We start from the raw sequence: 24,092 nt of genomic DNA, 5'->3' as shown, positions 1-24,092 counted from the left end.
GCCGCTCACCGGGTCTACCGGAAGACGCCCGTGTGGCCGAGCGAGTAGCGGCCGGGCTGCGGGTAGACGGCGAGGCCGTGGGGTCCGCCGCCGACCGGGATGCGGGCCAGCTGCTTCCCGGTCGCGGTGTCGACGGCGTACACCTCGGAGTCGTAGCGGCCGGAGAGCCAGAGGACCTTGCCGTCGGCGGAGACGCCTCCCATGTCGGGGGATCCGCCGTCCGGCAGCCACCACTTCTTCGTCAGCCTGTTCTTCTCGAAGTCGAAGACGGAGATGGAGCCCTCGCCGCGGTTGGGGACGTACATCTCGCGGGAGTCCCGGCTGATGTAGAGCCCGTGGGCGCCCTTGCCGGTGGGCATCAGGGCCGGGGTGGTGAACTTCTCGCCGTCGAGGACCCACATGCCGTGGGCCATCATGTCGGCGATGTAGAAGGTCCTGCCGTCCGGGGAGAGCTTCACGTCCTGCGGCATGGCGCCCTCGAAGGGGAGTTTCTGCTGTCCGATCACCTCCATCTTCTCGGTGTCGACCTTGAGCAGCTCGCCGGAGAACTCGCAGGAGACGACGAAGTAGCGCCCGTCGGCGGAGAAGTCGGCGTGGTTGACGCCGTAGCAGCTGACCGGGACGGTCTTCTTCCGCGCCATGGTGTGGGGGTCGCGGAAGACGAGTTCGCGGTCGAGCGAGGCCATCACGATGGCGTACTTGCCGTGGGGCGTGAAGTAGAGGTTGTACGGGTCGTGGACCTCGACGGGCTTGCCGGCGACGCCGGTGGCGGGGTCGATGGGAGTGAGGGTGTGTCCCCGGTTGTTGTTGACCCAGAGGGTCTTCATGTCCCAGGAGGGCACGACGTGCTGGGGCTGGTTGCCGACGGGGATGGTCTCGACGACCTGGTAGGTGGCCGGGTCGATGACGGAGACGGTGTTGGAGTTGGTGTTGGGGACGTAGACCCGGGAGGGGAAGTCCTTGACGACCGGGGAGAGCTTGTCGGGCCGGTCGGCGGCGTAGACGTCCTTCGGGTCGAGCAGGGGCGGCATTCCGGGGAGCCCGGCGGGGACGGCGGCGGGCTCGGGTACGGCGGGGGCGGCCTTCTTCACGGGGGCGGCGCCCTCCTCCGGGTCCCCGCCGGCGCAGCCGGCGAGCGCGGCGAGGAGGGCGGCGGCGAGGAGGATCCTGGTCCGCCTCGTGAGGGGGCGCCGAGTGAACGGGGGCTGCGGGAAGGGGTGCTGCGGGAGGGGTCCCTGCGGGCGGTGTCCCCGGGTGCGGTGTCCCTCGGTGCGGTGTCTCTGCGTGCGGTGTGCCATCAGGTCAGCAGCTCCGTGGTGGTGACCGCGCGCAGTCCGCGGCGGTCGAGGTCGGCGAGGAGGAGGGGCAGCGCGGCGGCGGTGACCGGGTAGCCGAAGTGCAGGCTGACGACGGATCCGGCGCGGACGGATCCGGTGACGTTGCGGACGACGGCGGTGGCGCCGGGCGAGGTGAAGTCGAGGGAGTCGACGTCGTACGACAGGACGTGCGGGTATCCGGCGCGTCGGGCGGCGCGCAGGACGGCGGGGGCGGCGTGCTGGGTGCGGGAGGGCCGGAACCAGGTGCCGATGGAGCCGGTGAGCCGGCGCAACCGGGTGGCGCAGGCCTGGATCTCGGCGAGGGCCTCGGTCTCGGTCATGGCGTTGACGTCGATGTGGCGCTGGGTGTGGTTGCCGAGGTCGTGTCCGCCGTCGAGGACGCGGCGGGCCAGGTCGGGGTGCTGGTCGAGCCAGCTGCCGACGGCGAGGACGGTGACGCGGGCGCCGGCCTTCTCGGCCTGGCCGAGGAGCGTCCGGGCGAGGGCGGGGTCGCCCTGGCCGTGGAAGGTGAGCGCGACCCGGGGCCGGTCGCGGGGGCCGTGGGTGACCTCGGCGGGCTGTCCGGGGAGGTGCCGGGGGGCGGGGGCCGCGACGGGTGCGGCGGCGGGGCGGCGGGGCGCGGGCGCGGCGGGGCGGGGGGTCGTGTCGCAGGCGGTGGTGAGGGCTCCCGCGAGGGCGGCGGCCGCACCGGCCCGGAGGGCTCCGCGGCGGTCGATCGGCTTCACGCGACCATTTAAGGGCGATAGCGCCCGATTTATTACGATTAGGCCAATTCAGGACGTTTACGGCCCTCGCGGAGACGTCCAGCATGCGGACGACCCCGAGGAACAATCACGGAACCGCATAGTCATTCATTGTTTGCAAGGTGAGTGCCACACGTCACCAACGATTCACTATTAAAGTGTCCGCTTTTAGTGCAGTTTGCCCCACTAGGGACTTTTGGCGGTATGGCCACCTGTCTGCCATAGTCGATGGCACGACCCCCATTGACCCGGGCCAGGTCGACATAGCAGCCGTGGATACACCCCCCCGTCCACGGCGCACCACACGAAAGCCCCCACGCGCCCCACTACGGCGCACGGGGGCTTCCGTGCGTCCGGGGGCTTTCCGCGCGTCCGGTGCGTCCGTGCGTCCGTGCGTCCGTGCGTCCGTGCGTCCGTGCGTCCGTGCGTCCGTGCGTCCGTGCGTCCGGGGACGGTCGCCGAGCCTCAGGGGCGGTCGGCGACCCGCATCTCGAACCAGGTCGTCTTGCCGCGGGGAGCCAGGTCCACGCCCCACCGGTCCGAGAGCTTGTCGACGAGGAAGAGCCCCCGGCCGCTCGTGTCGAGCTCGTGCACCGGCATCAGACACGGCAGCCCGCGCGAGGGGTCGCGCACCTCGATCCGGATCCAGCCCCGCCGCCGCTGCAACCGCAGCGCGAAGACCCGCGCACCGGTGTGCCGGACCGCGTTCCCGACGAGCTCCGACACCAGGAGCACCGCGTGCTCGGCGATCTGCGGGCCGAGTGCCCACTGCCGCAGCACGACGTGCTGGGTCAGCCTGCGGGCCACCCACGCGGATTCGGGCCGGGACGGCAGCCGGACATCCTCCTCCGCCGGATTGCCGTACAACTCCACTGCGTCGGCGGCCTGTTCGTCGTCCGCGGCCGGTGACCACCGCGCTGCGGCGGCGCCAGTGCGCTGCCACGGTTGTTCCCTACCCTCCAGGCCCGCCATGCCCCCCATCATGGCCGCACGGAGCCCGTCGCGGGGGCCGTTCCGGTGGAATCGGCCCCCACGAAGGGACGTCTGTCACCTCAGGCGAACTTCGCCTTCCCCGGCCCCTCCTCGACGAAGCTGCGCATCCCGTTCTCGCGGTCCTCGGTCGCGAACAGGCCCGCGAACCAGTTGCGCTCGATGGCGAGGCCGGTGTCGATGTCGGCCTCCAGGCCCTGGTCGATCGCCTCCTTCGCGGCCCGCAGCGCGACGGCCGGGCCCTGCGCCAGCTTGGCGGCCCAGGCGTGCGCCTGCTCGTACACCTCGGCGGCGGGGACGACCCGGTCGACCAGACCCAGCGTCAGGGCCTCGTCGGCCTTGACCATCCGGCCGGTGAAGATGAGGTCCTTGGCCTTGGAGGGGCCGACGAGCCGGGCCAGCCGCTGGGTGCCGCCGGCGCCGGGGATCAGGCCGAGCAGGATCTCCGGCTGGCCGAGCTTGGCGTTGTCGGCGGCGATCCGGTAGTCGGCGCAGAGCGCGAGCTCGCAGCCGCCGCCGAGGGCGTAGCCGGTGACGGCCGCGACGACCGGCTTGGGGATGCGGGCGACGGCGGTGAAGGAGTCCTGGAGGGCGCGGGAGCGCTTGACCATGGCCACGTGGTCCATGACCTGCATCTCCTTGATGTCCGCGCCTGCCGCGAACACCTTCTCGCCGCCGTAGATGATCACGGCCCGCACGTCGTCGCGGTCGGTCGCCTCCTGGGCGAGCTCGCGCAGCCGGTCCTGGGTGGCGATGTCCAGCGCGTTCATCGGGGGGCGGTCGAGGCGGATCGTGCCGACGCCTTCGGCGACTTCGAGGTTCACAGTCATGGGAGGAAGGTTAGTGTCCGTTAACGCCGGGGGGCCCGGTGCTGTTGCTCACAGCACCGGGCCCCTCGGACGTACGAGCGGTGGATTACCTGATCCACTCCGACCAGTCCATGTTCCAGCCGTTGAGGCCGTTCTCCGGCTGGATCTGCTTGTCCTTCGAGTTCTTCACGACGACCACGTCACCGATGATCGAGCGGTCGTAGAACCAGGCGGCCGGCATCGAGCTGTTGCCCGCGCCCCGCGCGTCCTGGAGGCCGACGCAGCCGTGGCTGACGTTGGCGGAGCCGAACGTGCCGGCCGAGGCCCAGTAGTTGCCGTGCACGAAGGTGCCGGACTGGGACAGCCGCATGGCGTGCGGGACGTCCTTGATGTCGTACTCGCCGCCGAAGCCGACCGTGGCCCCGTTCATGCGGGTCACCTTGTACTTCTCGCTGATGACCATCTGACCGTTGTACGTGGTCGTGGACGGCGCGCCCGCGGTGATCGGGATCGTCTTGATGATCTTGCCGTCGCGCTCGATCTTCATCGTCTTGGCGCTCGCGTCGACGGTGGAGACCTGACGGCGGCCGATGGTGAAGGTGACCGTCTTCTTCTGCTTGCCGTAGACGCCCGGGCGGCCCTCGACGCCGTCCAGGTTGAGGTTCACGGTCACCTTGGTGCCCGCGGCCCAGTAGTTCTCCGGGCGGAAGTCGAGGCGGTCGTTGCCGAACCAGTGGCCCTCGATCGGCACGGACGGCACGGCCGTCACCTTGATGGCCTTCTCGACGGCCTCCGGGTCGGTGATGCCCCGGGTGAAGTTGATGGACACCGGCATGCCGACGCCGACGGTCGAACCGTCCTCCGGCGTGTACTGGCCGATGAAGGTGTTCTTCGGGACGAGGGTGGTGAAGGTGGTGTCCTTCGCCGACTCGCGGCCCTCGGCGTCCTTCGCGATCGCGTGGACCTTGTACTGCGTGGACGCGGCCAGGTGCGCGGTCGGCGACCAGCTGGCCCCGTCCGCCGAGATCTTGCCCTCGACCGCGGTGCCCTTGGAGTCGGCGACCGTGACCGTGGTCAGCTTGCCCTGCGCCGCGGTGACCTTGAGGACCCCGCTGGTGGCGACCGAGTCGGCGCCGTCCTTCGGAAGGATCGTCACGACCGCCTGGGAGGCCGCGTTCTCCTGCTTGCCGCCGCCCTGGGCCGCCGGCCCCTGTCCGCCCGTACCGCCGTTCCCCGTGTCACCGCCGCCGCAGGCGGTGAGCACCAGCATCAGCGCTCCCGCCGCCAGGGCCTGCAGCCTGACGCCCCCGCGTCGGCCGCGCCGCCCCGTCGCTCCGACCGATGCCCCCGATATCGGCTGCCCGTTCACTGTGGTCTTCTCCCCTCGCACGGCCCGGCACCGCCCGGCCCCACCCCCGTGCGCATTCACTCGCGCACACGGCGCTAGATAATCACACCGCAGGACACGAAAGATCCTCGTGAATGTCACCGTTCCGTCCCGATCGACCTGCTAAGACAACGAAAGAGACCGAAAGGGCCGGGCGGTACGAGGGGGGCGAGGGCGTCAGCTCAGCGCGGAGCCTGCCTTCCACGCGTTCCACTCCATGTTCCAGCCTCCGAGGCCGTTGTCGGGAGCGACCTTGCGGTCCTGGGAGTTGACCACCTCCACCACGTCGCCGATGAGGGTCCGCTCGAAGAACCAGCCCGCCGGCGAGTCGGCGCTGCCACCCTTGTCGTCCCGGAGCCCGACGCAGCCGTGGCTGACGTTGGCGGAGCCGAAGGTGCTCGGATCGGCCCAGTAGTTCCCGTGCAGGAAGGTGCCCGAGTCGGTGAGGCGGATGGCGTGCGGCACGTCCTTGATGTCGTACTCGCCGCCGAAACCGACCGTGGCCCCGTTCATCCGGGTCACGTCGTACAGCTCGGTGACGACCATCTTCCCGTTGTACGTGGTGGTCTTCGGCGCCCCCGCGGTGATCGGCACGGTGGCGAGGACGTCGCCGTCCCGCCTGACCTCCATGGTGTGGGCGGCGGCGTCGACCAGGGACACCTGGGAGCGGCCGACGGTGAACCCGACGGTCCTGCGCTGGATGCCGTAGACGCCGGGGGCTCCCTCGACGTCCCGCAGGCCGAGGTCGACGGTGACGCGGGTGCCCGGCCGCCAGTACGCGGCGGGGCGGAAGTCGAGCCGCTCCTTGCCGAACCAGTGGCCGACGACCTCCACCGGCGGCACGGAGGTGATCCGGATGGCCCGCTCGACCTCCGCACGGTTCTCGATCGGCATGTTGAAGCCGAAGGAAACGATCATGCCGGTGCCGACAGTGGAACGGTTCTCCGGCTTGAAGTAGCCGATGAAGCGGCTCTCGGGCACCACGGTGGTGAAGGTGGTGTGCCGGGCGGAGCGGCGGCCGTGCGCGTCGAGCGCGACCGCGTCCACGCTGTACTTCGCGGCCAGCGCGAGCCGGGTCTCCGGCCGGGGACGCCAGCGCAGCCCGTCGGCGGAGATCTCCCCCGCCACCTGGGTCCGTCTGCCGTCCTCCACCTGGGCGACGCTCACCCGTTCGAGTCGCCCGCTGTCCACCTTCACCTCGACCGGGCCCTCGGCCGGCAACCCCTTGGTGCCGTCCTCCGGGCTGACCCGGATGACGTCCCCGGGGGCCCGTGCCTTGCCCGGCAGGCTGATGCCGATCCCGCCTTCACCGTCCGGCGCCGTGCAGCCCACGAGGCCCGCCAACAGTCCCGCCACCGCGAGGGCGTACCTCGCCCGCTTCCATACAAGTGTCACGCTCGGCCCAACGACAGCCACCCTCCAGGGGAAACGTGCGTGCGGGTCATGTTGGGACCCGGGCGGTTCGGGCAGAACAGGGGGAGAACCACGCGCGGGAGCGGCGGCCGGGACGCCGCCGCTCCCCCGGGTGCGGGCCCGACGAGCCGCTGGAGGCCGGGACGGTGACGAGCGCAGCCGAGCAGGAGGCGGTACCTGAGCATGCCCCGGAGCGGGCCGGGCCGCCCGTGTGGCCGGGCACGCCGATGCCACTCGGGGCCCGCTGCCGGGTGGGCCCCGACGGGGTGACCGGCACCAACTTCGCCCTGTGGGCGGGCGGGGCGGAGGCAGTCGAGCTCTGCCTCTTCGGCCCGGACGGAACGGAGCTGAAGCTGCCGCTGACGGAGCTGACACACGAGATCTGGCACGGGTTCGTGCCGGGGATCGGGGCCGGGCAGCGGTACGGCTACCGCGTGCACGGCCGCTGGGACCCGTGGACCGGGGCCCGCTGGAACCCGGCGAAGCTGCTCCTCGACCCGTACGCGCGGGCCGTCGACGGCGACTTCGCGCTACCGCCCGAGGTGTACGGGCACGTCCGGGACTGGCCGCAGCAGCACGTGGCCGACACCGTCCGCGACGAGCGGGACTCGGCGCCGCACGTCCCGAAGGGGGTCGTCGTCCAGGACGACGACGACTGGTCCGACGACCGCAGGCCCAAGACGCCCTGGCAGGACTCGGTCATCTACGAGCTGCACGTGAAGGGCTTCACCCGGCTCCACCCGGGCATCCCCGAGCATCTGCGGGGCACGTACGCGGGCCTGGCGCACCCGGCGGCCGTCGAGCACCTCGCCGGCCTCGGCGTGACGGCGGTGGAACTGCTGCCGGTGCACCAGTTCGCGCACGAGGACCACCTCCTCCGGCGCGGCCTGCGCAACCACTGGGGCTACAACTCCATCGGCTACTTCGCCCCGCACGCCGGCTACTCGTCCTCGGGGACCACCGGCCAGCAGGTCGGCGAGTTCAAGCGGATGGTACGGGCGCTGCACGCGGCCGGGATCGAGGTCATCCTCGACGTCGTCTACAACCACACGGCGGAGGCGGGCGAGCTCGGCCCCACGCTCTCCCTGAAGGGCATCGACAACCGCGGCTACTACCGGCTCCAGTCCGACGCCCGCCGCTACGCGGACTACACGGGCTGCGGCAACACCCTGCACGTCGTGCAGCCGCAGGTCCTGCGGCTCATCACCGACAGCCTCCGCTACTGGGTCACGGAGATGGGCGTCGACGGCTTCCGCTTCGACCTGGCAGCCGCCCTGGCCCGCTCGATGCACGACGTCGACATGCTCTCCCCGTTCCTCGCGGTCATCGCCCAGGACCCGGTGCTCCGCCGGGTCAAGCTCATCGCCGAACCGTGGGACGTGGGCAACGGCGGCTACCAGGTGGGGGCCTTCCCGCCGCTCTGGACGGAGTGGAACGACCGCTACCGGGACGCCGTACGGGACTTCTGGCGCGGCGCGCTGCCCGACGTCCGGGACCTCGGCTACCGGCTCTCCGGCTCCAGCGACCTGTACGCCTGGGGCGGGCGCCGGCCGTACGCCTCCGTCAACTTCGTCACCGCGCACGACGGCTTCACCCTGCGGGACCTCGTCACGTACGAGCGCAAGCACAACGAGGCCAACGGCGAGGGCAACCGTGACGGCACCCACGACAACCGCTCCTGGAACTGCGGGGTGGAGGGCGAGACCGACGATCCCGGCGTCAACACCCTCCGCCTCCGCCAGCAGCGCAACCTCCTCACCACCCTGCTCCTCTCCACCGGCGTCCCGATGCTCGTCGCCGGCGACGAGATGGGCCGCACCCAGGGCGGCAACAACAACGCCTACTGCCAGGACAACGCCACCGGCTGGCTCGACTGGACCCTCCCGGACGCCCCCGGCCGGGCCCAGCTCCTCGCCCTGACGCGCCGGCTGCTCGCCCTCCGCCGCGACCACCCGGTCCTGCGCCGCCGCGCCTTCTTCTCCGGCCGCCCCCAGGGCGCGGACGGGCTGCGGGACCTGGCCTGGTTCACCGCCGAGGGCACCGAGATGACCGAACCCGACTGGTACGCGCCCACGGCCACGCTCGGCCTCTACCTGTCGGGCCGCGACATACCGGGCCGGGACGAGCGCGGCGCACAGATCACCGACGACAGCTTCCTCGCCGTCCTCCACGCCGGCCCCCGCCCCCTGGAGTTCCGCCTCCCGGGCCCCCCGTGGGCGGAGACGTACGAACTGGTCGTGGACACCGGCCGCGAGGACCAGTCGGCGCCGCCCGGCACCGCACACGCGGGCGGCGGGACGATCACGGTGGAGGCCAGATCGGTGGTGCTGCTGCGGGTGCGGACGTGAGGGGCCGGTTCCGGGCCGCGGCCCCGGCCCCGTGCGGGTCCCCGGCCGCCGCTCGGGGCGGCCGGGACCCGCGGAGCCGCTCGCCGTGGAGGTCCGGTGCGGCCGCTCAGCCGCGCCCGAGGATCCCCCGGTCGTAACCGGCGGCGACCGCGGACGCGCGATCGCTCACGAGCAGCTTGGCGTAGATGTGGGTGAGGTGGCTCTTCACGGTGGCCTCGCTGATGAAGAGCTCCGCCGCGATCGCCCGGTTCGCCGTGCCCTTCGCGACGAGCGCCAGGATCTCGGCCTCACGGGCGGAGAGCACACGGTCGGCGGCGGCCGGGGCGCGGACCGCCGTGACCAGACGCGAGGCGACGGCCGGGGAGAGGACGGTACGGCCCTCGGCGGCGGCCCGCACCGCCGCGAACAGCTCCTCCCGGGGCGCGTCCTTGAGGAGATACCCCGTGGCGCCCGCCTCGATCGCCGGGAGGGTGTCGGTGTCCGTGTCGTACGTGGTGAGGACGAGGACACGGGAGCGGGCGCCGCGCCGGGCGAGTTCGGCGATGGCGTCGACACCTCCGCCGCCGGGCATGCGCAGGTCCATCAGGACGACGTCCGGGTCGAGTTCCAGGGCGAGTTCGACTCCCCGTACACCGTCGGGGGCCTCACCGAGGACACGGAAGCCCGAGCCCTCGGCGGCGAACATGCCGCGCAGGCCGTCCCGCACGACGGGATGGTCATCGACGATCAGGAGCGTGATCTCGGTCATGGCGCCCCCAACGGTACGCGAGCGGAGATCGCCGTGCCCTCGCCCGGAGCGGTCTCCACGGCGACGGAGCCGGCCAGACGCTCGGCGCGGGCCCGCATGCCGTCGAGGCCGAACCCTCCGCCGTCGCGCCCGCGTTCGGGGCGCACCAGCGGGTCGAAGCCCCGGCCGTCGTCCCGTACGTCCAGGGTGATCTCGTCCCCCATGTAGGAGAGGGTGACGCCGGCGCGGGCGGCCCCGGAGTGACGGGCCGCGTTCGACAGGGCCTCCTGGGCGATCCGCAGCAGCGTGGCGGCGACCTCGTCGTGGAGCGGCTCCTCGGCTCCCGTCACGGTGAACCGGGTGTCGACGCCGGTGCGTTCGGCCCACTCGGCGACCGTCTTGCGCAACGCCTCCGGAAGGGCGTCGTGCTCCAGAGCGGCCGGGCCCAGGTTCCGCACGGAACGGCGGGCCTCGCCGAGGCTGTGCCGCGCGAGGTCCGCGGCCCGCCGGAGGTGCGCATCGGCGCGCTCCCCGTCGGGTGCGGCGTTCGCCGCCTGGAGCTGGGTGATGACCCCGGTGAGGCCCTGGGCGATGGTGTCGTGGATCTCGGCGGCGAGCCGCCGCCGCTCGTCGGCGATCCCGGCCTCGCGGGCCTGGAGGAGCAGCTGGGCCTGGAGGGCGGCGTTCTCGGCGAGGGCCTGTTCGAGCCGGCTGTTGGCGCGGCCGAGTGCGGCGATGGTGGCGGCGCGCTCGGCGGCCTTCTCCGCGTCCTTGGTGGCGAGGTGCGAGAAACCCATGGCCAGGCAGGCGTTCAGGGCGAAGAGCCCGCCGAAGCCCACCCACTGCATGAGGGAGGCGGGCGGCAGTCCGCCGGACTGGGAACCGGCCATCGTCACGGCGGTCACGAGGAGACCGGCGTGGGCGAGGCGGCGGGGCAGCAGATGAGTGGCGTCGAAGTAGCCGACGCAGGCGTAGATCGAGAAGAAGGGGTTCAGCCAGGTCAGCGCGAAGGCGAGGGCGGTACGGAGGGCGAAGTGGACGACGGAGGCCGGCCCCGGCGCCCCCGGCACCAGGACGGGACCGCAGTCGTCCCGCTCCGGCTCCCAGCCGGTGGCCGCGGCCACCCGGCGGCAGCGACGGTCCCACACCACCTGGAGCAGGAGCACCGCCGCCAGCAGGACACCGGCCGTCACCTTCTCCGTACGGTCCATGAACACGTCCGCCGACACCGCGGCGATCGCCACGGCCACTCCGAGCAGTCCGTACGGCCCCCAGCGGAAGAACTGGCGCCAGCGTTCCTCGACGGTGGTGGGCACTCCGCCGCCCCCTCTCACTCCCAGCGGAACCAGCGCACCGAGGCACCGGTCAACACGACCGTCCACAGGGCCGGCACCCCGAGCTCCATCCAGCCGGGCCAGGCGCCCGAGGCGGCCGCGTCGAGGGCCTGCGAGGCGGCGCCGAACGGGCTGAGCCCGACGATCCGCTGCAGCGTATCCGGCATGGCCTGGACCGGCACCCAGACACCGGCCGTGAACATGGCGGGGAAGGCGGCGGCCGAGGCGAGGGCGTAGGCGATGCCCTGGGTCCGGGAGACCGCGCACACCGTGGCGCCGAGGGCCAGACCGCCCGCCACGGTGAGGAGCAGGGCGAGGACGTATCCCACGAGGTTTCCCGGCAGGGCGACGCCGAACGCGAGCCGCCCCACCGTGAGCACCAGCACCGAGGAGAGCAGGGTGGCCGCGGCGTACAGCGCGACCTGGGCGGCGAGCAACGTCGCGGGCCGGACCGGGGTGGTCGACATGCGGCGCAGGATGCCGCGTTCGCGGTAGCCGGCGAGGACCGTGGGCATGGACTGGACCGCGGCCATGATGAGGGCGAAGAGAACGGAGACGGGGACGTAGAGGTCGATGACGCGACGACCGCCGAGGTCCGCGGAGACCTCCCGGAAGGAGGGGATCAGACCGAGGATCACGAGCAGCACGGTCGGTGAGGCCATCACCCAGAACAGGGCGCCCGGTTCGCGGGTGAAGAGGCGGACCTCGGTCCGCAGGACGGCCACGGCAGGGCGGGTGGTGCTCATCGGAGTTCGGCTCCCGTCAGGTCGAGATAGGCGTCGTCGAGGGTGGCGTCGGTGACCCGGAGCTGCCCGGCCGTGACGCCCCGGCGGGCGAGGAGGGACACGAAGGCGGCGACGGTCTCCTCCGTGCCGCTGACGACCGTCCGGCGGTCCTTCGTCGCGACGGCGACGGCCCCGGGCAGCGCCCGCAGCTCCGCCGGGTCGAGCGGGGTGCCGGCGGCGAAGGAGATCTCCTTGGCGGCTGCGGACCGGCCGATCAGCCCCTCCGGGGTGTCGAGCGCGGCGATCCGGCCCCGGTCGAGGACGGCGATCCGGTCGCAGAGGCGCTCCGCCTCCTCCATGAAGTGGGTGACGAGCAGGACGGTCACCCCGCTGTCCCTGATCGATTCGACGAGCTCCCAGACCTCACGGCGGGCCCGCGGGTCGAGGCCGGTGGTGAGCTCGTCGAGGACCACGACCCGGGGATCTCCGAGGAGCGCGAGGGCGATGAAGACCCGCTGCTTCTGTCCGCCCGACAGCTTCCCGAACCGGGTCCCCAGCCGGGGCAGCAGCCCGAGCCGCTCGGCGAGCGCGTGCGGGTCGGCGGGCCGCTCGTAGAAGGAGGCGTACAGGTCGAGCGCCTCACGGACGGTCAGCTTGGGCTGGAGCTCGCTCTCCTGGAGCTGGACCCCGAGGACCCGGGTGAGCTCGGAGCGCTGGGTCGTGGGGTCGTAGCCGCAGACCCGCACCCGCCCCTCGTCGGGGGTCCGCAGCCCCGCGACACACTCCACCGTGGTCGTCTTGCCGGCGCCGTTGGGCCCGAGGATCCCGAAGATCTCGCCCTCGCCGACCTCGAAGGAGACCCCGTCGACGACCTTCCGGCCGCCGTACGCCTTGTGCAGTCCCTGCACCTCGATCGCTGTCATGCCCCAAGGCTGTCGGCCGGGGCGCGGCACGGGTATCGGCCATCTCGCTCGTCATGCCCATCAACCGATCGGCTGATGGCCGGTACGACTCGGGGCCGCCCCGCAGGCCCGGCACGCCACCGGCCCGGAGCGCGTCGGGCGGGTGCACGTCCGGAGCTCGCCGGGCGTGCCCCCGCAAGGCCGGAAAACAGGATGAGACGTGTCAGTGGTGAACCGTATGGTCGGACCTGATGCCCGAGAAACCTGCCGCCCCAGAGCCCCCCGCCCCCGACTCCCCCGCACCCCCCTCTTCCCGCGCCTCCCGCGCCTCCCGCGACGAGCACGACGACCACGACCGCTCCTCGGTGCGGACGCTGCTGCGTCTCCGGCCGTACGTGCGGCCGGTGCGAGCGCGGTTGCTCACGGCCGCGATCGTCGCGATCGTCGCGTCCTGTCTGTCGCTCGTCATCCCGCTCGTGCTCAAGTGGCTGGTCGACGGGCCGGTCGCGGACCGGGACCCGGGCGGCGTGTGGCTGGGGGCGCTCTACCTCCTGCTGCTCGGCATCGCCGAGGCGGTGCTCTTCGGGTACCGGCGGTGGCTGGTCGCCCGGCCCCTGTCCGGGGTGGAAGCGCGGATGCGGGCCGATCTGTACGGCAGGCTCCAGCGGCTCCCGATCTCCTTCCACGACCGGTGGGCCTCGGGCCAGCTCCTCTCCCGCGGCACGACCGACCTCATGCTGGTCCGGATGTTCCTGGCCTTCCCGCTGACGTTCCTGCTGGTCAACGGCGTCACGATCATCGCGGGTTATGTGCTGCTGCTCGCCCAGGACTGGTCCCTCGGACTCGTCCTCCTCACGCCGGTCATCCCCCTCGTCATCGTCTGCTCGGTCTTCGAGGGCCGGTACGGGGTGGTCGCCCGGCGCGCCCAGGACCAGGTGGGCGATCTGACGACGGTCGTCGAGGAGAGCGTCCTCGGCATCCGCATCGTCAAGGGCTTCGGCCGCCACCGCAGCCAGGCGACGGCATTCCGGGAGCTCTCCGGCCGGCTGCGCGGCACCGAGCTCGTCAAGGCCCGGCTGCTCGCGATGATCTGGGCGGTCATCACCTTCGTGCCGGAGCTGGCCATCGGCGCGGCCCTCGTCCTCGGCACGATCCAGGTGGCGGACGGGGGCCTGTCGGCGGGCACGCTCGTCGCGTTCCTGTCGACGGCCCTGGCCCTGCGCTGGCCGGTGGAGTCGATCGGCTTCCTGCTGGCGATGAGCCAGGAGGCGGCGACCGCGACGGAACGGTACTTCGAGGTCATGGACGCCGAGGAGGAACCCGACACCGCCCCGGCCGCCCCCGGTACCAGGGGCACGACGGCCGACGGCCCCGGCGGGGTGCGGTTCGAGGGCGTGTCGTTCCGCTACCCGGACGCCCCGGCCGGCTCCCCGCCCGTCCTGGACGGCATCGACCTGCACATCCGCCCCGGCGAGACCCTGGCCCTGGTCGGCGGCACCGGCTCCGGCAAGACCACGCTCACCGCCCTCGTACCCAGGCTGCACGAGGCGTCGGGCGGCCGCATCCTCCTGGACGGCGAGGACATCGCCCTGATGGAGCGGGACCGGCTGCGGTCCCTGGTGTCGATGGCGTTCGAGGAGCCGACCCTCTTCTCCGCAAGCGTCGGCGAGAACGTCCTGATGGGCGCGGGCGGAGCGGCGGGCGAGCCGGAGCTGCGCCGCGCCCTCGGCGTGGCGCAGGCCGACGGCTTCGTCGAGCGGCTGCCCGAGGGCGCCGGGACCCAGGTCGGTGAGCAGGGCCTGAGTCTGTCCGGCGGACAGCGTCAGCGGCTCGCCCTCGCGAGAGCGGTCGTCGGCCGCCCCCGCTTCCTGGTCCTGGACGACCCCCTGTCCGCACTCGACGTCCACACGGAGGCCCGCGTGGAGGCGGCCCTGCGGGAGGTCCTGCGGGACACCACGGCACTCGTGGTGGCGCACCGCCCGTCGACGGTGATGCTGGCCGACCGGGTGGCGCTGCTCTCCCGGGGCCGGATCACGGCCGTGGGCACCCATCACGAACTGCTGCGGAGCAGCGAGGAGTACGCCTGGCTGATGTCCGGCGAAGGCGAGGGCGGACCCCGATGACGGAACAGACGGAACAGACCGAACAGACAGCCCCGGCGGAACCGGCGGCTCGGAAGGCGCAGAAAGCACCGACCTCTCAGAAGGCACCGGCTGCACCGGCTGCACAGCAGTCCGGCGACCCCTTCGACCGCGACGACCTTCCGGCACCCCCCGGAGCGACGGGCACCCTGCTCCGCTCGCTCCTCTCGGCCCACCGCGTACGGGTCGCGGTCGCCGCCCTGGTGCTCCTCGTCAAGGAGGGCGCGGTCCAGGCCGGCCCCCTCCTCGTCGCGTACGCCATCGACGAGGGCGTCCCCGCCTTCCGCGCCGGCGACCACGGCCCCGTCCTCGCGGTGGCCCTCGGCTACCTGCTCTGCGCGGCGCTCTCGGGCGCCCTCCAGTACGTCTTCGTCCGCGGCGCGGCCCGCGTCAACCAGGACGTCCTCCTCGATCTGCGCGGCCGCATCTTCCGGCACGCGCAGATCCTGAGCGTCGACTTCCACGAGCGGTACACCTCGGGCCGGCTCATCTCCCGCTCCACCACCGACGTCGAATCCCTCCGCGAGCTCCTCTCGGAGGGCCTGCAGGAACTGATCGGCGTCGTCCTCTCCTTCGTCTCGATCTCGGCGATCCTCCTCTACCTCGACCTGGGCATCGGCGCGGTGGCGGTGGCGTCCTTCCTGCCCCTCACGTTCCTCGTACGCATTTACCGGCGCCGGGTCGGGGCGGTGTACGCCGAGCGGTCCACGGCCATCGCGGGTGTCATCGTGAAGTTCGCGGAGACGATGAACGGCATCCGTCCGGTCCGGGCGTTCCGCCGCGAGCAGGTCAACGACGCCGAGTTCGCGGCGCTCAACCACCGGCACGAGCGGAGCAACGGCGACGCGCTCCTCGAGATGGCCCGCTACGTCGTGGGGTCCCGGCTCGTCGCGAACACGGCGGTCGCCGGCATGTGTCTCTGGGGCGCCTACCGGGTCGCCTCCGGCTCCCTCGAACTGGGCGTCCTCGCGGCGGCGGTCCTGTACATGCGGCGCCTGTACGACCCGATCGACCGGCTGGGCATGTTCCTCAACTCGTACGAGTCGGCGGCCGCGTCCCTGGCCAAGATCGCGGGCCTCCTCGCCCAGGAGCCCGGAGTCCCGGAGACGACGACCCCCGTCACCCTGCCCGCCCGCACGGGCTCCCCGGGGCGCGAGGTCACCTTCGACAAGGTCCGCTTCGCCTACCGCACGGGCGGCGAGGTACTCCCCGTCTTCGACCTGACCATCCCCGCCGGCCAGACGGTCGCGGTGGTCGGGGCGACGGGCGCGGGCAAGTCCACCCTGGCGAAGCTCCTGGCCCGCTTCTACGACCCCACGGACGGCGTGGTGCGCCTGGACGGCGTGGACCTCCGCGACCTGACCACCCCGGACCTCCGCCGGGGCATCGTCATGGTCACCCAGGAAGCGTTCCTGTTCTCGGGAACGGTCGCCGAGAACATCGCGATCGGCCGGCCGGACGCGACCCGCGAGCAGATCGAGGACGCGGCCCGTGCGATCGGGGCCCACGACTTCATCAAGGGCCTCCCGGACGGCTACGACACGGACGTGCGCAAACGGGGCGGCCGCATCTCGGCGGGCCAGCGCCAGCTGGTCGCCTTCGCGAGGGCCCTGCTCGCGGACCCGGCGGTCCTGATCCTGGACGAGGCCACCAGCTCGCTGGACGTCCCGGGCGAACGGGCGGTGCAGCAGGCCATGGACACGGTCCTGGCGGGTCGTACGGCGGTCGTCATCGCCCATCGCCTGTCCACGGTCGAGGTGGCGGACCGGGTCCTGGTGATGGAGGCGGGCCGGATCGTGGAGGACGGTGCGCCGTCGGACCTGGTCACCGACGAGGGCCACTACGCCGGTCTGCACCAGGCCTGGCGGGAGAGTCTGGTGGGCTAGCCGACCGCTCTACGCAGTGGGGGACGTGGAGGGGGTCGCGTTCGGGACGTAAAACGTGACGTGATTTGTGGCGCGACCAGAGCGTTCAGCAAGAACTGCTCCCGATGCGCCGTAAATCATGAGTCCCGAATGCGGCCCCCGGAACGGCCCCCACGGCACCACCCACGGGTGTCAGGCCCGCACGCGTCGCAGCAGCACGAGCGACAGCACCGCCGACGCCGCCATCAGTGCCGACGCCCCCACGGCCACCGCCCCCATCGCCTCCACGAACGCCGTGCGGGCCGCTTCGATCACCTCGGGCCCGGCCGTCAGCGCACCGCCCAGGGTCTCGCGGGCTGCGGCCGGCGTGTCCGCGGGCATCGCGCCGGTGTAGACCGCCGCTCCCAGGGCGCCCAGGAGCGCCATGCCGAGCGCTCCCCCGAGCTCGGCTCCCGATTCGAGCACGGCGGCGGCCGAGCCGGCCCGCTCGGGCGGTGCGGCGCCGAGCGCGAGCTCGTTGGCGAGGGTCATCGCGGAGACCAGCCCACCGGCATAGACGGCACTGGCCACGATGACGACCCACAGGGGCGTGGCGCGGTCGATGCCCGCCAGCCAGACGAAGCCGGCGGCGGCGACGAGGAACCCGCCGGCCATCACGTACGCCCGGTCCGTCCTCCGGGCCAGCGCCGCGGCGGTGGGCGCGGCGGCCAGCACGCCCGCGGTCGGCACCAGGCTCCAGAGCGCCGCCTCGAACGGGCTCTGGCCCAGGACGGACTGCAGGTACTGGGTGAGGAAGACGGCGAAGCCGACCGTCGCCGCCATCGCGAGCAGGTTGGCGAGGACGGAGCCGCCGTAGGCCCGGTTCCGCAGCAGGGCGAGGTCGACCATGGGGTGGACGAGCCGTGCCTGCCGGCGGACGAAGACCAGTCCGACGAGCAGCCCCACGGCCGCGCCGCCCGCGGGAAGCGGCGCCCAGCCGTCCTCGGCCAGCTCCTTGATGCCGTGGATGAGCGGCAGCAGCGCGCCGAGCGAGAGGGCGGCACTGAGGACGTCGAACCGTCCGGTGACGTCTCCCTTGGACTCGGGCAGCAGCAACGGCCCCAGGACGAGGAGCAGGGCCATGGCCGGCAGGTTGACGAGGAAGACGGAGCCCCACCAGAAGTGCTCGACGAGCGCGCCGCTGACGACGGGCCCGAGGGCGATGCCGCTCGCCATCACCGAGGTCCAGAGGGTGACGGCCTTCGCGCGCTGCGCCGGGTCGGAGAACAGCACCCGGATCAGGGCGAGCGTGGCGGGCATGAGGCAGGCCCCGGCGACGCCGAGCAGCGCGCGGGCGCCGATCAGGGCGCCGGGGCTCTGCGCGTGGGCCGCGGCCACGGAGGCGGCACCGAACAGCGCCGCACCGCCGAGCAGGACCTTGCGGCGCCCGACGCGGTCCCCGAGCGCGCCCATGGTGACGAGGAGCCCGGCGAGGACGAAGCCGTAGATGTCGAGGATCCAGAGCTGTTCGTTGGCTCCCGGCCGCAGGTCGGCGCTGATGGAGGGAATGGCGAAGTAGAGGACGGACACGTCCATGGAGACGAGGAGCAGCGGCAGCATGAGGACGCCGAGGGCCGTCCATTCACGGCGGCCGGCGCGGGCGGGGCCGGGCCCGGTGGCGGGCTCCGGCTGTGCGGTGAGTGTCATGGGGAGGAGGGAAGCAGCGGTGTGCGTACGTCGCCACTCCCGCCCTAGTGCACCTGGACTCGCGGGAAGGGGGCGGCAGTTCAGGGGCGTGTACGCCGCTTCCGGTGCACTAGTACGCTCCCGTCATGACGACGCAACCGCCCTACCTCGCGATCGCCGCCGAGCTCCGTCGCCGTGTGCAGGTGGGCGAGTTGGGTCCGGGGGACCGGCTTCCGTCGACGCGGGCGATCACCCGCGAATGGGGCGTGGCCATGGCGACGGCCACGAAGGCGCTCGCGGTGCTGCGTCAGGAGGGCCTGGTCCGGCCGGTGGCGGGGGTGGGCACGGTGGTCGTGCCGCCGGTGAAGGACTCCCGGGGCGGGGACCGGACGACCGCTCCCCTCGCCCGCGGGGAGATCGTCACCGCGGCCCTCGGGCTCGCCGACGCGGAAGGGCTGCACGCCCTGACGATGCGCAGGGTGGCGACGGTGCTCGGCGTCTCGACGATGGCCCTGTACCGCCACGTCCCGGGGAAGCCGGAGCTGATCCGGCTGATGACGGACGCGGCCTGTGGCGAGGTGCCGCTCGGTCCGGTGCCGGCGCACTGGCGGACGGGTCTGGAGCAGGGTGCGCGCTGGCTGCGTGACGTGTACGCCCGGCATCCGTGGCTGGCGCACGCGATGGCCTCGTACACGCGGCCCGTGGCGACGCCGAACGCGATGGCGTACACGGAGTGGGTGCTGCGGGCGATGCGGGGCACACCGCTCACCCGCACGCAGAAGCTCCACACCCATCTGGTGCTCTTCGCCTACGTCCAGGGCATGTCGATGGCGGACGATCTGGAGGAGCAGGCCCGACAGGATTCGGGCATCTCCGACGGCGAGTGGATGGAACAGAACGAGCCACGATTCGACGCGATCCAATCGGCTGGCTCCTACCCGGAGTTGGCCTTGGTGACAAGCGGCGGCGGGTTCGGTCTCGATCTGCGGACGCTCTTCGAATTCGGGCTCGGGCGAACATTGGACGGCATCGCGTCCTTGATCGATGAAACGTCCGCTTAACGAACACGGCCTTACGAGCAGCGAACGATTTCCGGCCAACTTGCCGACGCACTCCTGACAGGTCCTCGTCATTCCTGTCACTCTCTCCCCGGCTCTTCGCACCAGAGTTCGCTGCTTCACCCGAACGTGCTCCACAGCTCTGCTTGCTCCGCCCGGATGGGCCGACCCAGTCCGCCGGTACCCCCCTCGCAAGAAGGAGTCTGCGTGAGATCCACGCCCAGCCGTCGCGCCACCGCGACCGGCGCTCTGATCGCTGCCGCCGCCATGCTCGCCGTGAGCGTCCAGACGGGCGCCGCCACCGCGGCGGACGCCCCCTGGAGCATCGCCCCGAAGGCCCAGCAGGGCACCTCGGCGAACCCCGGCAAGCTCCCGGCCGACCTCACCCCCGCCGAGCGCACCGCGCTCATCAAGGCGGCCGACGCCGACAAGGCCGCCACGGCCAAGGAACTCGGCCTCGGCGCCCAGGAGAAGCTGGTCGTCCGTGACGTCGTGCAGGACCGCGACGGCACGACCCACACGCGCTACGAGCGCACCTACGCCGGACTGCCCGTCCTGGGCGGCGACCTGATCGTCGCCGAGACCAAGGCCGGCGCCACCACCGGTGTCACCAAGTCCACCCGCGCGGAGCTCAAGAACATCCCCACCTCCGCCACCGTGGCCCCGGCCGCCGCCGAGAAGCAGGCCGTCGGCCTCGCCCAGGCGGACGGCTCGGACAAGGCCAAGGCCGACCGCGCCCCGCGCAAGGTCGTCTGGGCCGCCAACGGCAGCCCCGTCCTCGCGTACGAGACCGTCGTCGGCGGCCTCCAGCACGACGGCACCCCGAACGAGCTGCACGTCGTCACCGACGCGAAGACCGGTGCGAAGCTCTTCGAGTGGCAGGCCATCGAGACCGGCACCGGCAACACGCAGTACAGCGGCCAGGTGACGCTCGGCACCGCGCCCTCGTACACGCTGACCGACACCGGCCGCGGCAACCACAAGACGTACAACCTCAACGGCGGTACGTCCGGTACCGGGACGCTGTTCAGCAACACCACCGACGTGTGGGGCAACGGCACGCCGCAGAACAAGGAGACGGCAGGCGCCGACGCGCACTACGGCGCCGCGCTCACCTGGGACTACTACAAGAACGTCCACGGCCGCAGCGGCATCCGCGGTGACGGCGTCGGCGCGTACTCCCGGGTCCACTACGGCAACGCCTACGTCAACGCCTTCTGGTCGGACTCCTGCTTCTGCATGACGTACGGCGACGGCGCGGGCAACACCAAGCCGCTCACCTCCATCGACGTGGCCGCGCACGAGATGACGCACGGCGTCACCTCCAACACCGCCGGCCTGGTCTACAGCGGCGAGTCCGGCGGCCTCAACGAGGCCACCTCGGACATCTTCGCGGCGGCCGTCGAGTTCTACGCGAACAACGCCAACGACCCGGGCGACTACCTGGTCGGCGAGAAGATCGACATCCGCGGCAACGGCACCCCGCTGCGCTACATGGACAAGCCGAGCAAGGACGGCTCGTCCAAGGACGCGTGGTACTCGGGCCTCGGCGGCATCGACGTCCACTACTCCTCGGGCCCGGCGAACCACTGGTACTACCTGCTCTCCGAGGGCAGCGGCGCCAAGACCGTCAACGGCGTGAACTACGACTCGCCGACCTCCGACGGCCTGCCCGTCACCGGCATCGGCCGTGACAAGGCCTCGCTGATCTGGTTCAAGGCGCTCACCACCAAGTTCAGCTCGAACACCAACTACGCCGCGGCCCGCACGGGCACCGTCGCGGTGGCCACCGAGCTGTACGGCGCCAACAGCCCCGAGACGCTCGCGGTCCAGCACGCCTGGGCGGCCATCAACGTCGGCACCCGCCCCGGCGGCGGCGAGCCGCAGCCGGGCAAGGTATTCGAGAACACCGCCGACGTGTCCATCCCGGACAACGGCGCCGCGGTGACCTCGACGGTCAACGTCACGGGTGTCACGGGCAACGCGCCCTCCACCCTCAAGGTGGACGTGAACATCGTCCACACCTACCGCGGTGACCTCGTCGTCGACCTCGTCGCCCCGGACGGCTCGGTCTACAGCCTGTCCAACCGGTCGGGCGGCAGCGCCGACAACATCGTCCAGACCTTCACCGTGAACGCCTCCTCCGAGGTCGCCAACGGCGCCTGGAAGCTCCGCGTCCAGGACAAGGCCTCGATCGACACCGGCTACATCAACAGCTTCAAGCTCACCTTCCCGTAGGCCCGCGAGCGGGTCAGGGGGTGAGTGGGTAACCCCGAGTCACAAGTGCCGGACGCCCGGAGGGATCTTCCCTCCGGGCGTCCGTGCGTCCCGGGGCCCGCAACAGGCCCTCCGTACCCTGGGACCCATGATCAAGGTGCTGCTGGCCGACGACGAGACGATGATCAGGGCCGGGGTGCGGGCCATCCTCGCCACCGACCCCGGGATCGAGGTGGTCGCCGAGGCCGGCGACGGCCACGAGGCCGTCGCACTCGCCCGCGAGCACCGCCCCGACGTCGTCCTCCTGGACATCCGGATGCCCCGGCTGGACGGACTCGGCGCGGCCGAGGAGCTGCGCGGGGCCGTCCCGGACGCGGCCGTCGTCATGCTCACCACCTTCTCCGAGGACGCGTACATCGCGCGCGCCCTCGGCAGCGGCGTCAGCGGCTTCCTGCTCAAGTCGGGGGACCCGCGCGAACTGATCGCCGGGGTCAGGGCCGTGGCCGGCGGCGGCGCCGCCCTCTCCCCCACCGTCGCCCGCCGGGTCATCGACACCCTCGGCGGCGAGCGCCTCACCCGCGCGGCCGCGGCGCGCGCCCGCCTCGACCGGCTCACCGGCCGGGAGCGGGAGGTCGTCGCCCTGCTCGGCGCCGGGCTCTCCAACCAGGAGATCGCGGACCGCATGTACGTCGTCGAGGGCACCGTCAAGGCCCACGTGAGCGCCGTCCTCGGCCGTCTCGGCCTGCGCAACCGGGTGCAGCTCGCGGTCCTCGCGTACGAGGCGGGCCTGGTCACCGATGCGTGAGGGACCGCGCGACCCCGTCCGCGAGCGGCTCTTCGACCTCCTCCTGTGGCTGCTGCTCTGTGTGCCCGTCCTGCTGAAGTCGGACCCGAACGACGGCGGCAGCTGGACCCGGGTCGCCGTGGGCGTGGTGGTCCTCGCGGGCTGTGTCGCGGTCAGCCGGAGGTGGCCGCTGGTGTCGCTCGCGGCCACGGTCGCGGCCAGCCTGCCGGCCACCCTGGAGCTGTTCACCCCCTCGTACAGCCTGGCCCTGGTCGCCTTCGGCTACCTCGCGGGGAGGCGCCAGGAGCACACCCGGGCGGCGCTCTGGCTGTTCGGCGCGATCGCGGCCACGGGTCTCGCCCTCACCTGGGTCACCCGTACCTCGCTCGGCCAGTGGTTCACGCTGCTGCTCGCGCTCGCCCTCGCCGTCGTGGCGCCCTGGCTGATCGGCCGGTACGTGCGCCAGTACGACCGTCTCGTGCAGAGCGGCTGGCAGCTGGCCGACCGGATGGAGCGCGAGCAGGCGGCGGTCGCCGACCGGGAGCGGCTGCGGGAGAGGTCCCGGATCGCGGGCGACATGCACGACTCGCTCGGCCACGACCTGGCCCTGATCGCGATCCGCGCGGGCGCCCTGGAGGTCTCCCCGGACCTCGGACCCGACCAGCAGCGGGCGGTGGGCGAGCTGCGGCGCGCGGCGGCGGACGCGACGGCGCGGCTGCGCGACATCATCGGGGTGCTGCGCGAGGAGGACGACACGGCGCCGACGAGCCCGGCAGGCGAGACGGTCGAGGAACTGGCGGCCCGCGCCCGCGCGTCGGGGCTCACCGTCACGCTGGCCACGACTCCGGTGCCCACGCTGCCGGGGATGTCGGGGCTCGCCCTGCACCGGGTCGTGCAGGAGGGTCTCACCAACGCGGCCAAACACGCGCCCGGCGCGGCGGTCTCGATCGCCGTCACCCCGGAGGGCGACGAGGCGGCGACGGTACGGGTCGAGGTGGTCAGCGGTCCCGGCACGGGCGGGCCCTCCCACGGGTCCGGCTCCGGTGGCACCGGTCTCGTCGGCCTCGGTGAGCGCGTCCGCCTCGCCGGGGGCACCCTCGCCCACCGCGCCACCGAGGACGGCGGCTTCGCCCTGGCCGCCGTGCTGCCCCGCAGGGCCCCCGCGCCGCTGCCCGCCGCCCCCACCTCGGCCAGGGAACTGGACCTGGCGCGCCGTGAGGTCCGCAAGGGTCTGGCGCGGGCGATCTGGATCCCGCTCGCGCTCCTCGCCGCGCTCGGCGCGCTGATGCTGGGGGTCGCCGCCTGGACGCAGGCCCAGTCGTACCTGGAGCCGGACGACTACGCGAGGATCCGGATCGGTCAGACGCCCGCGCAGCTCGACGAGACCGTCGACGACTGGCCGGAGCATCCGCTGGACGGCCCCCCGCAGGTGGCTCCGCCGGAGCCGCCCGGGATGGACGAGTGCCGGTACTACCGCTCGACGATGCTGGCCGCCGTGCCGGTGTACCGGCTGTGCTTCGTCGGCGGGCACCTCGCCGACAAGGCCGAGGTGCCCTAGTCTTCTGAGTCAGGAATTCTGTTCAGATAAGAGGCGAGGCGTTCCAGGATCTCGTCTGCGGTCTTGGTCCAGACGTAGGGCTTTGGATC

General features: G+C 72.4%; 18 protein-coding genes. 7 read left to right on the top strand and 11 right to left on the bottom strand.

Annotated elements, in window-relative coordinates; translation table 11 throughout:
* Nucleotides 1-14: 14 nt before the first annotated feature.
* The 6 genes from ACZ4XX_RS34745 to ACZ4XX_RS34720 form a co-directional block, all read right to left on the bottom strand.
* A complete protein-coding gene (locus ACZ4XX_RS34745; RefSeq protein WP_468511842.1) occupies nt 15-1,298 on the bottom strand; it encodes a YncE family protein in 1,284 nt (427 codons plus the stop codon).
* Complete coding sequence (locus tag ACZ4XX_RS34740) at nt 1,298-2,062, bottom strand: polysaccharide deacetylase family protein (protein ID WP_468511841.1); 765 nt, start codon at nt 2,060-2,062, stop codon at nt 1,298-1,300. The genes ACZ4XX_RS34745 and ACZ4XX_RS34740 overlap by 1 nt, the downstream gene beginning before the upstream one ends.
* 483 nt (nt 2,063-2,545) lie before the next feature.
* A complete protein-coding gene (locus ACZ4XX_RS34735) occupies nt 2,546-3,052 on the bottom strand; it encodes an ATP-binding protein (RefSeq protein ID WP_468511840.1) in 507 nt (168 codons plus the stop codon).
* An 80-nt stretch (nt 3,053-3,132) separates the two neighbouring features.
* Complete coding sequence (locus ACZ4XX_RS34730; RefSeq protein WP_467718165.1) at nt 3,133-3,900, bottom strand: enoyl-CoA hydratase/isomerase family protein; 768 nt, start codon at nt 3,898-3,900, stop codon at nt 3,133-3,135.
* Between the two features lie 85 nt (nt 3,901-3,985).
* The gene (locus ACZ4XX_RS34725) at nt 3,986-5,248 is read right to left on the bottom strand and encodes a L,D-transpeptidase (RefSeq protein WP_468511839.1); all 1,263 of its coding nucleotides are present in this window, start codon (nt 5,246-5,248) and stop codon (nt 3,986-3,988) included.
* Nucleotides 5,249-5,443: 195 nt separating this feature from the next.
* A complete protein-coding gene (locus ACZ4XX_RS34720) occupies nt 5,444-6,682 on the bottom strand; it encodes a L,D-transpeptidase (RefSeq protein WP_468511838.1) in 1,239 nt (412 codons plus the stop codon).
* 143 nt (nt 6,683-6,825) lie between these two features.
* On the opposite strand from ACZ4XX_RS34720, the gene glgX reads away from it, so the two are divergent.
* A complete protein-coding gene (gene glgX, locus ACZ4XX_RS34715) occupies nt 6,826-9,027 on the top strand; it encodes a glycogen debranching protein GlgX (RefSeq protein WP_468511837.1) in 2,202 nt (733 codons plus the stop codon).
* A gap of 106 nt (nt 9,028-9,133) precedes the next feature.
* Here glgX and ACZ4XX_RS34710 read toward each other — a convergent pair whose 3' ends face one another.
* Genes ACZ4XX_RS34710 through ACZ4XX_RS34695 form a run of 4 tightly spaced genes read right to left on the bottom strand, consistent with a single transcriptional unit; the run spans nt 9,134 to nt 12,736 of the window.
* Entirely contained in the window at nt 9,134-9,775 is a 642-nt protein-coding gene (locus ACZ4XX_RS34710; protein WP_468511836.1) for a response regulator, read from the bottom strand.
* Nucleotides 9,772-11,070: a sensor histidine kinase gene (locus ACZ4XX_RS34705; RefSeq protein WP_468511835.1), complete on the bottom strand. Its 1,299-nt coding sequence runs from the start codon at nt 11,068-11,070 to the stop codon at nt 9,772-9,774. Before ACZ4XX_RS34705 ends, ACZ4XX_RS34710 begins: the two co-directional genes overlap by 4 nt.
* Before the next feature lie 14 nt (nt 11,071-11,084).
* A complete protein-coding gene (locus ACZ4XX_RS34700) occupies nt 11,085-11,834 on the bottom strand; it encodes an ABC transporter permease (protein WP_468511834.1) in 750 nt (249 codons plus the stop codon).
* Complete coding sequence (locus ACZ4XX_RS34695; RefSeq protein WP_468511833.1) at nt 11,831-12,736, bottom strand: ABC transporter ATP-binding protein; 906 nt, start codon at nt 12,734-12,736, stop codon at nt 11,831-11,833. The genes ACZ4XX_RS34700 and ACZ4XX_RS34695 overlap by 4 nt, the downstream gene beginning before the upstream one ends.
* A gap of 230 nt (nt 12,737-12,966) precedes the next feature.
* Between ACZ4XX_RS34695 and ACZ4XX_RS34690 the strand changes: the two genes are divergently transcribed.
* Nucleotides 12,967-14,838 carry an ABC transporter ATP-binding protein gene (locus tag ACZ4XX_RS34690; RefSeq protein WP_468511832.1) on the top strand — a complete coding sequence of 624 codons (1,872 nt, stop codon included), beginning with the start codon at nt 12,967-12,969 and terminating at the stop codon, nt 14,836-14,838.
* Nucleotides 14,835-16,742, top strand: a complete 1,908-nt coding sequence (locus ACZ4XX_RS34685; protein WP_468511831.1) for an ABC transporter ATP-binding protein — start codon at nt 14,835-14,837, stop codon at nt 16,740-16,742. The genes ACZ4XX_RS34690 and ACZ4XX_RS34685 overlap by 4 nt, the downstream gene beginning before the upstream one ends.
* A gap of 171 nt (nt 16,743-16,913) precedes the next feature.
* On the opposite strand, the gene ACZ4XX_RS34680 is transcribed toward ACZ4XX_RS34685, so the two are convergent.
* A complete protein-coding gene (locus ACZ4XX_RS34680) occupies nt 16,914-18,407 on the bottom strand; it encodes an MFS transporter (protein WP_468511830.1) in 1,494 nt (497 codons plus the stop codon).
* Between the two features lie 125 nt (nt 18,408-18,532).
* On the opposite strand from ACZ4XX_RS34680, the gene ACZ4XX_RS34675 reads away from it, so the two are divergent.
* The 4 genes from ACZ4XX_RS34675 (at nt 18,533) to ACZ4XX_RS34660 (ending at nt 24,003) form a co-directional block, all read left to right on the top strand.
* Nucleotides 18,533-19,447 (top strand): TetR/AcrR family transcriptional regulator C-terminal domain-containing protein, encoded by a 915-nt coding sequence (locus ACZ4XX_RS34675; RefSeq protein WP_468511829.1) that lies wholly within the window; start codon nt 18,533-18,535, stop codon nt 19,445-19,447.
* 204 nt (nt 19,448-19,651) lie between these two features.
* Nucleotides 19,652-21,682 carry a M4 family metallopeptidase gene (locus ACZ4XX_RS34670; protein WP_468511828.1) on the top strand — a complete coding sequence of 677 codons (2,031 nt, stop codon included), beginning with the start codon at nt 19,652-19,654 and terminating at the stop codon, nt 21,680-21,682.
* 127 nt (nt 21,683-21,809) lie between these two features.
* Nucleotides 21,810-22,466: a response regulator transcription factor gene (locus ACZ4XX_RS34665; RefSeq protein WP_468511827.1), complete on the top strand. Its 657-nt coding sequence runs from the start codon at nt 21,810-21,812 to the stop codon at nt 22,464-22,466.
* Nucleotides 22,459-24,003 carry a sensor histidine kinase gene (locus tag ACZ4XX_RS34660; protein WP_468511826.1) on the top strand — a complete coding sequence of 515 codons (1,545 nt, stop codon included), beginning with the start codon at nt 22,459-22,461 and terminating at the stop codon, nt 24,001-24,003. Before ACZ4XX_RS34665 ends, ACZ4XX_RS34660 begins: the two co-directional genes overlap by 8 nt.
* Nucleotides 24,004-24,092: the final 89 nt, after the last annotated feature.

The organism is Streptomyces sp. NPDC029956 (genome assembly GCF_055574655.1).
This window is presented reverse-complemented; position numbering and strand designations above follow the sequence as displayed.